8 protein-coding genes are annotated in these 12214 nt (G+C 46.5%); 6 read left to right on the top strand and 2 right to left on the bottom strand.

Annotation, left to right across the window (positions count from 1 at the left end; translation table 11 throughout):
- Positions 1 to 106 precede the first annotated feature (106 nt).
- The 6 genes from AC3WQ3_RS18565 (at position 107) to AC3WQ3_RS18540 (ending at position 9609) form a co-directional block, all read left to right on the top strand.
- Complete coding sequence (locus tag AC3WQ3_RS18565; protein WP_492473083.1) at positions 107 to 1477, top strand: ABC transporter substrate-binding protein; 1371 nt, start codon at positions 107 to 109, stop codon at positions 1475 to 1477.
- A 74-nt stretch (positions 1478 to 1551) separates the two neighbouring features.
- Complete coding sequence (locus tag AC3WQ3_RS18560) at positions 1552 to 2454, top strand: carbohydrate ABC transporter permease (RefSeq protein ID WP_492473081.1); 903 nt, start codon at positions 1552 to 1554, stop codon at positions 2452 to 2454.
- A 12-nt stretch (positions 2455 to 2466) separates the two neighbouring features.
- Entirely contained in the window at positions 2467 to 3294 is an 828-nt protein-coding gene (locus AC3WQ3_RS18555) for a carbohydrate ABC transporter permease (protein WP_095358066.1), read from the top strand.
- Positions 3295 to 3325: 31 nt separating this feature from the next.
- Positions 3326 to 4327 carry a glycoside hydrolase family 130 protein gene (locus AC3WQ3_RS18550; protein WP_095358065.1) on the top strand — a complete coding sequence of 334 codons (1002 nt, stop codon included), beginning with the start codon at positions 3326 to 3328 and terminating at the stop codon, positions 4325 to 4327.
- 17 nt (positions 4328 to 4344) lie between these two features.
- Complete coding sequence (locus AC3WQ3_RS18545) at positions 4345 to 7404, top strand: glycosyl hydrolase (RefSeq protein WP_492473080.1); 3060 nt, start codon at positions 4345 to 4347, stop codon at positions 7402 to 7404.
- A gap of 78 nt (positions 7405 to 7482) precedes the next feature.
- Positions 7483 to 9609 (top strand): galactose-binding domain-containing protein, encoded by a 2127-nt coding sequence (locus AC3WQ3_RS18540; RefSeq protein WP_492473079.1) that lies wholly within the window; start codon positions 7483 to 7485, stop codon positions 9607 to 9609.
- A gap of 99 nt (positions 9610 to 9708) precedes the next feature.
- Here the strand turns inward: AC3WQ3_RS18540 and AC3WQ3_RS18535 are convergent, their stop codons facing one another.
- Positions 9709 to 11022, bottom strand: a complete 1314-nt coding sequence (locus tag AC3WQ3_RS18535) for an erythromycin esterase family protein (protein WP_492473078.1) — start codon at positions 11020 to 11022, stop codon at positions 9709 to 9711.
- Positions 11023 to 11208: 186 nt separating this feature from the next.
- Positions 11209 to 12093 carry a DMT family transporter gene (locus AC3WQ3_RS18530; protein WP_492473077.1) on the bottom strand — a complete coding sequence of 295 codons (885 nt, stop codon included), beginning with the start codon at positions 12091 to 12093 and terminating at the stop codon, positions 11209 to 11211.
- Between the last annotated feature and the right edge of the window lie 121 nt (positions 12094 to 12214).

Here is a 12214-nt window from a genome sequence, read left to right as displayed (position 1 = left end):
GAAACCTGCCCTTGATGTGTGGTTACCCGCATTATGTAAGTGAAGTACACCCCCTATACTAAAGGAGAAAGAACGAGATTGCAGATATGATGAGGAGGTTAGGTAGATGAAAATAAGCAAAAAATTTCTCATCTCGGCGATGTTTTTGGTGCTTACAGGGAGTTTGGCAGCTTGCAGCAGCCCCAAGCCTTCGGAACAAGGATCGGGAACAGAAGCGGATGCCAAGACAAAAATCACATACTGGACGGGAGATCGCCATGATTCCGAGTATGTCAAAGAAACGATTAATACATTCAACCAAACGAACAAAGACAACATCGAGGTTGAGCTGGTCATCAAGGGAGACGATTTCGATCAGGCACTGGATATGTCCTACCAGACCTCAGAGCCGCCGGATATTATCCGTGTGAAGGAAAATACCATCCAGACGTTCTATAAAAAAGGATTTCTTGCCCCCATTGATGAGTTTTTGACGGACGAGATGAAGGAGAAGTTCCCGGTCATGGAGGACTTGAACAGCTTTGAAGGTAAACGCTATAGCCTGCCTAACTATGGTACGACGATGCGATTGATCTATAACAAAGAACTTTTTGACAAAGCAGGCATTAAGCAACCACCCACCACTTTGGAGGAGCTGGTCGAAACAGCTAAGAAAATAACCGAAGTGGGGAAGGCCAGCGGAGCCTATGGATTCGCTCAGAATTTCAAGAGTCCTTCGAGTGCATTTGGGCGCTCCGCGCGAGTAATCGCAGAGGTTAGCGGGTACGGAGGGTTTGGATATGATTTTAAGACCGCACGCTACGATTTTAGTAGTTTTAAGCCCATTATAGAGGCTTTCAAAAAAATCAAAGATGATGGCAGCATGCTGCCGGGTGTTGAGTCGCTGGATATTGATCCACTGCGCGCACAATTCGCAGAAGGTAAAATTGGCATGTATTTATCCTTTTCCGCAGAGGCAGGAGTTTACCAATCGCAATTCCCGGCGAAGATTGACTGGGCCGCAGCACCAGTACCATCCATTAATGGACAATTCAATGGCGCATCTGGTTTCTTGGGTGGGCAGTGGTTGGCCATTAGCTCTCAGTCTGAACATAAAGAAGCTGCATGGAAATTTCTCACGTACATGTACGACGAATCCATCCTGAAACAGTACCAGGAAAAAGGATTTGGCATATCCATGGTTCCTTCCGTTAGTGCGGTCGCCGCCAAGCCGGAAGTGAAAGGGATTGACGGATTCCTTCCAAACCAATACGACGGTGTCTGGCCAGTATATCCGTCTGTAGCAGTTCAAGGCATGAAGTCGGATGATGCGTTTTTCAGTTATATGCTGAGTGGTGGCGATCTGGATTCCATCATTAGCGATTTGAACACTCGTTATAACGCCGCATTGGATGCTGCCATCGCAAGCGGGGATGTGAAGGCGGAACCAATAGCAGATTTTAATCCGCTTGATCTTGCGGGGCAATATGCGAAGTAGAAGCAGACCGGGGATGGTACTTATACCATCCTTACCTTTAAAAAAAGCGAAGAAATACAGGGAGTTGAGAGGAAATGAATAAAGCGAAGAATGCTGCCTTCTCATACAGTTTTCTTTTGCCTAGCTTTATTCTGACCATGGTTTTAGGCATTTACCCGATGGCATGGGCTCTGAGATATATGTTCTATGACTACAAAGGATTTGGCACGGAGCGATTTGTAGGTTTGGCCAACTTCAAACGCATTATGGGAGATCAGCAGTTCTGGGAGTCCGTTACCAATACGTTTATTTATGCCGGAGGCAAACTTCTGCTATCGATTCCGCTTGCCTTGATCCTGGCAGTGATTCTGAACTGGAATATTAAAGGAAAGAATCTGCTTAGAGCCATTTTCTTCATGCCGACGATTATAAGTACGGCGGTCATGGCAGTCGTCTTTTTTACAATCTTCAACTCGTATAATGGCATTCTGAATCAATTTCTAATGAAGTATCTTTTTATTCAAAATGCCATCGACTGGCTCGGCGTGGATTATGCGATGCTGACCGTTATTCTAGTGGCGGTATGGGGAGCGGTTGGAAATTACATGCTTTTATTTCTGGCGGGTCTCCAAAACATTCCTCAAGATGTGTACGAGAGCTCTGCACTGGATGGAGCTAACAAATTCCAGCAGTTCAGATACATCACTATTCCAATGCTCGGTCCTGTCATGCAGATGATTATCATGCTCGCCATCATTAATGCACTCAAAGGTTATGAAAACATCATGGTCATGACCGATGGAGGTCCGATCGGGAAAACGAATGTCATGTTCCTCTACGTGTACAAATTATTTTTCCCGCCGGCTGGCGGGGCCGCGGCGACGCAAATTCAGGAGTTTGGGTATGGGAGCGCCGCCGCCTTTGTTACGGCCTTGATTGTCGGCGTGATTACAATACTTTATTTCTACGGCTCTCGTAGAATGAGTCAGAACGATTAAGGAGGAACGTTCATGAAAATCGCCTGGAATACCGCACTATGGACGTTTCTGATTGTCGTTGCATTCCTGACCCTGTTCCCTGTGGCAATCACCTTTCTCGGTTCTTTCAAAACCAATGCCGAGCTGACGGCCGGGGCCACATTTCTGCCGGCTGATTGGCAGTTTTCCAACTATCTTGAAGCATGGAAACAGGCGAATTTTTCAACCTATACGCTGAATAGCCTCTTCGTTGCCAGTGCCTCGACTCTTGGGACATTGCTCGTGGCTTCCATGGCAGCGTATGTCGTGAACCGCATGGATTTTATCGGTAAAAAGATCTACGTCAGCCTTCAGGCATTTACGATGTTTGTGGCCATTGGAGCTGTCGTGCTTCGACCTCAATTTGACCTTATGGTTAAGCTTCATCTACATGACTCACTGTGGGGAGTCATTCTGATTCTGATCAGCGCCCATGCTTCAGCCTTTTTTATCCTGCTAAGTTTTATGAACGGGATCCCCAGGGAGTTGGACGAAGCGGCTCGAATCGACGGCTGCTCACCGGGAAGGACATTTTGGAGAATCATCATTCCCTTGCTTACGCCAGGGCTTGGTGTCTGCGCGTTGTTTGCCTTCCGAGGGGCGTGGAACGAGTATCTGCTCCCGTTTGTGTTTACGCTTAGCAAACCTGAATTGCAGACGTTGACCGTCGGTTTGGCCAATCTGAAATACGGGGTCGCCGCCGCTTCACAGACACATTTCATGATGGCTGGGGCGTGCCTCTCTATTCTGCCGATTCTAATCGCGTATATTTTTGCTAACAAATCTTTTATGCAAATGACCGCCGGTTCCTTGAAGGGCTAGCAGGAATCGATCCAACCAGGAGGCATATGCCATGAATTCAATTCATATCGGAGATTTGACCTCAAGTTCTGTCATTAAACGTTATCCGGAAAATCCGATTCTGGATGCATCCCGGGTTCCATACCCGACTGCTCTTGTATTTAATGCAGGCGTAACCAAATTCAACGGGACGTATGTGATGGTGTTTCGGAACGATTACGGCTCCACCGAACAGATGACACTTGAACCACATCATACCACCGACCTTGGAGTCGCTTTCAGTACAGACGGTATCCATTGGGAAGTACGGCCTAAACCTTGTTTTAAGCTGTACGATCAAGAGATCATTCGGGCATATGACCCTAGACTTACGGTGCTAGACGGTCGTTGTTATATGTGTTTCGCCGTGGATACGAAGCATGGTATTCGCGGTGGAGTTGCTGTTACGGACGACTTCGAGAACTTTGAAATTTTGAGTCTATCCACGCCGGATTTGCGCAACATGGTATTATTTCCCGAGAAAATCGGTGGAAACTACGTGAGACTTGAACGGCCATTCACCGTGTACAGCCGAGGAGGAATGGACCGGTTTGATATGTGGATATCCGAATCTCCGGATTTGAAATATTGGGGCAATTCCGACTTACTGCTGGCTGTTGAAGACGTTACTTTTGCCAATGACAAGATCGGCCCTGCCGCTCCACCAATCAAGACAAAGCATGGGTGGCTTACCACATTCCATGCCGTAGATATTGATCCAGCAAGGGGGAAGAATGGATGGGAATCATCCTGGAAGAAGAGATATACGGCTGGCTTGATGCTGCTTGACCTGAATAATCCGAAGAAAATCATTGGCAGGGCCAAGGAACCCTTAATAGCGCCAGAAGTAAGTTACGAGATCGAGGGAGGGTTCAGGAATAACGTAATCTTTCCTGGCGGGATGATCCTTGAATCTGATGGTGAAGTGAAAATCTATTACGGCTCGGCGGATACGGTGGAATGTTTGGCCACGGCACATATCGATGATCTGATCAAGCTATGCCTAAACGATTAAAACGAGGTGGATAAACTATGACAGTATGGAACCTGCTAAAGGATCCGCCTGCTCGTTATCGAACAAAACCATTCTGGTCATGGAATGACGATCTAAATAAGCACGAGCTATTAAGGCAGATCGAAGAAATGCATGAGGCAGGTATTGGGGGTTTTTTTATTCACGCCCGAGGAGGATTAACGGTACCATACATGGGTGAGGCGTGGATGGATTTAAACCAATTCTGTATCGAGAAGTGCCAAGAACTTGGGATGGAGGTGTGGCTGTATGATGAAAATGGCTGGCCCAGCGGTTACGCAGACGGAAAGCTGCCTGCCCTCGGTCATTCCTATCAGCAAAAGCGTCTGTCATATGAGTGGGCACCCTTTAATCAAGAAGAAAAAGTGACGATTGCCAGCTATATTCAGATTGAAGATCGGCTGCATCTCCTTGATCAAGATGATCCACGCAGACCTGACTTCCGCGTGTATTACGAGGTCAATCCGTATTATATTGATACGCTAAGCAAGCATGTGGTGAGCACATTTATTGAGATGATTTACGATGCTTACTGGCTAAGGCTGGGGCCAAAATACACTTCTGCAATCAAAGGCATATTCACGGATGAACCGCAGTTTGGTCGAGGTGATCTTCCGTGGTCACTGGAGCTAGCGGATGTCTTCGAGAGCCGTTACGGTTATTCGATTCTTGAAGCTCTTCCAGGACTGATTCTGGATACGGATAACTGTCGCAAAATGAGATATGATTATTGGTCTTGCGTTACCACGATGTTCACAGAAGCCTATGCGAAGCAGGTGGGTACGTGGTGCGGTGAGAGAGGGTGGATGTCTGTTGGTCACGTCGTAGACGAACAAACGCTTATGAGTCAAGTTACCTCGGTAGGCGACCCTCTTTGCTTTTATGAGTATTTGCATATTCCAGGGTGTGACTGGCTGGGCCGATCTGTTGGCGAAGATCCGCTGGTTCCCAAGCAGGTCAGCTCTGTTGTACGTCAACTCGGCCAAAAACAGGCCATCACTGAAAGTTACGGCTGTACGGGGTGGAATATCAGCTTTCGGGATCTGAAACGAATCGGCGAGTGGCAATTTGTTCATGGAATGAATCTCATGTGCCAGCACCTACAGGCATATTCGCTAAGAGGTCTGCGAAAGCGGGATTATCCGCCTTCTCTCTTCTATCAGCAGCCTTGGTGGGAACACTATCATCGCTTTAACGATTACTTTGCCCGGTTATCGATGCTTCTGGTCGAAGGCTCCAGGCAAGCGGAGGTATTGCTGCTGCATCCCATCAGCACCGCCTGGGTAGAACAACAGGGTTCAGATCCAGCAGGGATAGAGCCGTATCATCAATCGTTTGCGCAGCTGTCTCGCTGGTTGTGTCAATCGTTCATTGAACATGATTACGGAAGTGAAGGGATGTTGGAGCGACATGGAAATGTTGATGGCGGACAGTTCGTTGTAGGGGAAGCCCGCTACTCGGTTGTAGTCATACCTTCATGCGTAACATTAAGCAGCAGGACAGTCCATTTGCTTCATCAGTTTATCCTCCAGGGGGGGATGTTAATTGCACTTGAACCCTACCCACGGTTGATTGATGGAGAACAGAATGAAGATATCAATCGTTTGATCCATACTGCCCTAAAACCCGCCAATACCCGTTTATCCATAGCCGAGATGATATCCGGTCAGGTTGCGCCGTCCATCTCAATACATGACAGGTGGGGAAAACCTATTGCATCCGATATGGTTAACATCCAGAAACTTAAGCTTGACGAATCTTACCTATACTATTTGGTGAATTCAGGTGACGAGTCATATTCGGATATTGAACTAACCATTCATCAAAAGGGGACACTTTGTCTTATTGATTTGGAAAGCGGTGACCTCAAATCAGTGAACCAAAGAACGGTTGATAGCGGTACGCGGGTTGCATTGACGCTCTATCCTGTTCAGTCCTATATGTTCCTGCTTACACAGCATGATGTGAAAAGTCACTCCGATCCAATAAATCTGCTTCAAACGGACCTAAGCAATAGTTATATTTATCATCTGGATAACCAGTGGAAAATCGAGCAAATCGATGTGAATAGCATCACGCTGGATACCTGTAGGTATCGCGTGAAGAATGGGGAATGGTCTTCGGAAATGCCCCTTATTTTTATTCAGGAAAAGCTGCTGCAGATCGGTTCCTCCGTTCATATCGAGTTGGAATTCAGCATTAACCTTTCATTCGAACCTGCTGACGGACAAGAGATGTATTTAGTCGTGGAAAACCCGGAGAAACTGCAAATTGTTGTGAATGAAATAGATGTTGTTGAATCAACCAGCTATGGTTGGTGGAGGGATATCTCTTTCCAAAAGATAAATATCGGGGGATGCCTTGTTAAAGGACATAACAAGATCAGGTTCAGCCTGTACTTCTGGAATAAACCTGAAACGTATGCGGCGATGGCTCGGGCAAACCAATTTGAATCGGAAGCGAATAAGCTTACACTGGATACGGAACTTGAAAGCATATATATTATCGGTGATTTTGCTGTCATTTCCCAATCTGGTTATGTGGGTCATGAACATGGAGTGAGATGTACGGAGGGACCATTTACACTCGCCAATTCTCAGCAAATATGCTCGCTCGAAGACGATTTGGTAAGTCAGGGTTTACCGTTCTTCGCAGGAAGCATCAGAGTTACGCAGACGATCCAAATACAATTCGATGATGGAGATTCCTGGCTTTGGGATTTTGGTTCACAACCAAATGCTACAGTCACCAGGTTAAGGATAAATGGTGTAGAGATTCGTGTTTTCTTATGGGAGCCGTATGTCTCCAATATCACAGAATTTCTTAGACCAGGAGAAAATCACATCGAACTCGAACTGACCGGAAGCTGCAGGAACTTGCTCGGGCCACATCATCATATTAAAGGGGAGCCAATCAAAGTAGGCCCAGACAGCTTTAAGGATAAGCCGGGATGGACGGATAAGGATCTGGATCCGAACACTTCTATTTACCAGGAGCGTTATGCGTTTGTACCCTTTGGACTCTCTGCCACTCCCAGATTGGTTCGTATTCCTGGATGATTAGAACTAAGGATAATTTTGCTGAAGAATTATTGTATGCGCTTTCTAAGGTGATGAAATGACTGGAGGCGATATGAAATGGCATGGGTTAGAACGCATTTTCGTGCAACCATTATTCTTACTATAGTTTTTGCTTTACTGCTGACACCCTATTCGAATTCTCACGTTAACGCATTGGAGAGTGAAGAACAGCATCTTCAGGGGAGTTCAGCGACAATTACAACCTACGAGCCATCAGTCCGGTATGCACGTTCCGTGAATTACACGCTTAAGGCAAACGGAGTGCCTGTTCCTGTTGTGAAGGGGTTCAGCGATTATGACTATGCGCATTTTTCGATGTCAGATGGCCCCGTCACTTACGAATTAACGATCCTGAACACGGACAAGGTGCATGAGTATTCGATAAGTCCGAAGAAACTCGGAATCCAAGCGGACAAGATCGAGGGGAGAACCATCACTTTCACGACTCAATCTGACGAATACCTTATCGTAATGATGAATAATCGCAAGACCCGCATGGTCATCGCTGCAGATCCACTCGAAACGGATGTGCCTGCTTCAAGTGGGGAGGGGATCTTTAATATCGGAGCCGCGCCGTATCATGTGGCATCCTCAGGTTCGTCAGCCACTGGAGTTTCAGCAAGGACCCAGGCCATTCAACAGGCTATAGAAGATGCCAGCCATTACGGAACTTTAAAAGGCGGAGGGGCTCAAGGGATAGTTTATGTACCTGCAGGAACTTATTTGATTGGCAACCTGGTCTTAAAAAGTAATACGGCGATCTATATGGCACCTGGAGCCACCCTGGTAGGTACGGGCAAAACTTCAGATTATACGGAGCACTGGTTCAAGGATTCGATGGGACGACCGGTAACCTGGTGGATCTCTACTGCCTTCCAATCCGAGAACATTAAAATATATGGACGAGGTACGATTGATGGCAATGGGCAAGCGCTGCATGATGACAAAAGTACCAACGGAAAAGGAATGATTAATAACCTGGTTGTTCCGATCGATACGACCCATTTTGAGATGGAAGGCATTGTCGTCCGAGAGTCAGCGGGCTGGGCCGTGGTTACGGTGCGTTCAGATGATCTTGTCTTCCGAAATTTAAAACTCTTTAACAGTTTGGGTATGGGGGAGAACGATGGTATCGATATTTGTGAATCTCAAGATGTCATTGTACAGAATGCCATTGGTATCTCGCTTGATGATCCCTTCTCTACAAAATCATGGAAATCGGATACGGATATCGCTTCCGGAAGAGTGCCATGGCCGGGTAATCCTGAGCCTGTTCGCAATGTGCTATTCGAGGACACGATTGCTTGGACGTTGTGCTATGGATATAAGGTTGGTCAAGGCGTTATGCAGAATCAGTCCAATATCGTATTCCGCAATGGCGTTGTTTATAAAGCAGCAGTCGGGTTTGCCATCCATCATAAGTACGGCACCGGTACGGTGAGGGATGTTCGCTTTGAATCCATGGATGTGGAAGACATTAGCGGGAAGAACGAAGACAATAGTGCCTGGATGACTCTATTTACGGTGAATGCTGGCAATAACGGTGTTGGGCCCATCAGTGATATCAAGATTAAGGATATTACGGTACGTGACGCTGGCGAAAGTTTTGCGAAAATGAAAGGCATGGAAGGTGCCAAGATCACGGATGTGACCTTTGAAAATATATATATGCCTGGAGCAAGCCAGCCGGCGACTACACTTCACGAGATGAACTTTTTGAGCAAGGAACATTACGATGATATTACAATCAGGCCAGTTCAAGATGAGGAACCACTGCCCAGAACCAACTTGGCGCTTCATCGTCCCGCAGTGGCTTCATCTCGTGATGGAGTTGAAGATACCGCCCCATACGTAAATGATGGGAATTTCACTACACGCTTTGGTTCAAAACGGGGAGTGGACCCAGGTTGGGTATATGTGGATTTAGGCGAGATTAAAACGATAGATGAAGTGAGGTTGTATTGGGAAACTGCTTATGGCAAGAGTTATCGAATACAGGTTACCGAAGATCCGAGTCAAGAGGGGAATTGGCGAGATGTATACAGTACCACAACAGGTCAGGGTGGTATAGAGACCATAACCTTTGACGAAGTTCAAGCACGGTATGTTCGAATGTATGGAACCGTTCGGGCAACCATATACGGATATTCGATCTGGGAGTTTGAGGTTTACGGTCCCGAGTAGAATTCAATAGCATTGCGGCAGTCTCTATCATTGAATCAATGCATTCAGAGACTGCCGCTTTTTATATTATTTTGAGATGTGATCTTTATCCAAGCAGAGTTACGACGAAAAAAGCGCCTCCGTTGCAACTGCCTTATGGATCGGGAGTGGCTGAAGGGCGGTTGATTGATCAATATGGACAAACGCATCATAACGGTCCGCCATGCTGGAAGGTACATAATTGCCGTAGCGTTCAAGCTTCGGATCATATACCACACCGATGGCGCGGTGACCAATGACTTTATGCAGTAACGAGGACGCTTCGGAGAGCATGACCATACCATTACGGCCACCTCCTGCCTGATGCATGTAATCCTCCCAGCTTCCCGGCTGCCCGGGTGGAACGACCATTTTCTCAACAGGATCTCCCCAGGCTCTTCCTGCAAGGACTTCTCCTTTATAGGTTCCGAAGCCAACGGCAAACACCTGATGTTGTGCATCCTCACGCAGCAGCTGACCAACATTCACCATCCCATCTTCCAGCATGTCTGTTGCTCGCGCATCTCCAATGTGTGTATTATGCTCCCAGACAATGGCCTTGGCAGAGGACCCGTAATAGGACATGATACGCTTCAGTGATTCCACCATATGCCTGTCGCGTACATTCCAGGAATCCGGGCCACCGCGGACCATCGTTCGATAATAGGCTTCTGAGCTGGAAGTTACCAGCATGTTGACCTCTGCGTTCAATTCTTCTTCACTACCCGGGTGCGCCATGCGCCGTTGCTGCATCTGCTTCAACAGTTCAACCACTTCATTCTCACAGCTCTCGGAGAGTAACCCTGCTGCAATACCATAACTCTGATGATCCTTGTTGTATGGATCGAAGCAGGCATAGGTGCGGCGGGCCTGTTCCAATTGAGGAGATTTGGTTTTCTCCAAATACCCAATAATGGCCTCCATCGATTCCCATAAGGAGTACATATCGATCCCGTAAAATCCGACCTTCGAACGTTCACTGTGTCCATCCCGATTCGCTGCATTATGTTCTTTCAGCCATTCTGCAAAATCACGAATTTCTGTATTCGCCCACATCCAAGTCGGCCAGCGAGTAAAATCACCCAGTGCGTCTGCTGCCGAAGAATCGACACCCGGTGCTCCTTTTATATACCGATTCAACCGATAAGCAGCGGGCCAATCTCCTTCAACACCGATGATGTTAAATCCCTTACTTGTAATCAGCTTTTTCGAAAGTTCAGCCCTGTATCGATAGAAGTCGGCTGTCCCATGACTTGATTCCCCAAGGAGCACAATATCTGCATCCCCGATCGCATCAACCATTCGGTCCAGATTCTCCATCTCGTCCAAAGGGATAAATAAGGCACCCAGTTCTTTTAAATAAGCGTCTTTCTCTGATTGAGAGTTAAAATTCATGAAGTTCTTCCTTCCTATAAGCGGTATGAGAGAATTATTTCCGAATTGTTCACTGAATAACCGAATCAAGCCGCTTAGGTGGGGAGGGTAGGTTTGATATTGTCTTTTATAAGGCTTTCTTTAGTGCTCCATTTTCAGCTAGGTCCAGGCTCCTTAAGGATTTTCGCTGATAGTAATTGTTCTGAATCAAGGCAAAATAACAAGTAGTGCACCGTAGAATTCATTCATACTGATTTTGTAGCCTTGTAAGGCCATGAGTACAAAGGTCGTTACCGGAACCACACTCATAAATAGGATCCCGTTTACGGTGGAGAGCATTTTGATTCCTGCATTCCAGCTCAGCAAAGCTATGAGACCAGGAAAAATAACCATGAACGTCATTTGATACTTAACAGAAGACAGCGTATGCCAATCAGGCGTCTGCAGTAAACCGAACAAGGAACCTAACGCAACAATAAAGAAGGAAACAACCGTCCCCAGCAAGCAAGTTAATGCAGAATATCGCAGAACAGACCATTCACCGAACTGACTTCCTCCCAGTGAATACAGAACCCAACCTACCGCTCCAATAAATATAAAGAGAACAGGGACAAGGTGTTCAGCGGCCATTGCAAAAAAGGTAAGACTCCCATTGGTAATGACGAGTAAAGCACCTGTTAGAGCAATCAGGATACTGATCATCATGAATCGTGCGGGTTTGATTTTTGTTCTGAACCATAGGATGACAATGGTAATCATGGGCATAAGTGCTTCCATAATAGAGGCAATAATTGTACCTGAATCGCCCATCAAGTCCTGTCCGGAAAAAATCATGAAGTTATACAGCGTGAAGCCCATCGTTCCATAAAAAAGGAGTATTCCTCCTTTTCCCTCCAACCGGAATGCGGATTTTCCTTCCTTGAAGACAAGTAATATCACAAGTACAACCGTCACGAAGAAATAGCGGAAAAACGAAAAATACAGTGGATCCATGAATTGTAATGCGCTGTGCGCTACGGGGAACATGGCACCCCAAGACATGCTGGCAATCAGGCACAGACCAGTGCCCAGACTAACGTTCTTTCTGTTCATTTTGACAACTCCATCAACATTGGTGTCCAATTTAATCCACTGAATCATATGATATAAAAAGTGGAGAGTAAAATGATTGAAAATCGTACTTATCATCATTTAAAATGATAGGTGAACGAGA

The organism is Paenibacillus sp. FW104-T2 (genome assembly GCF_058789975.1).
This window is presented reverse-complemented; position numbering and strand designations above follow the sequence as displayed.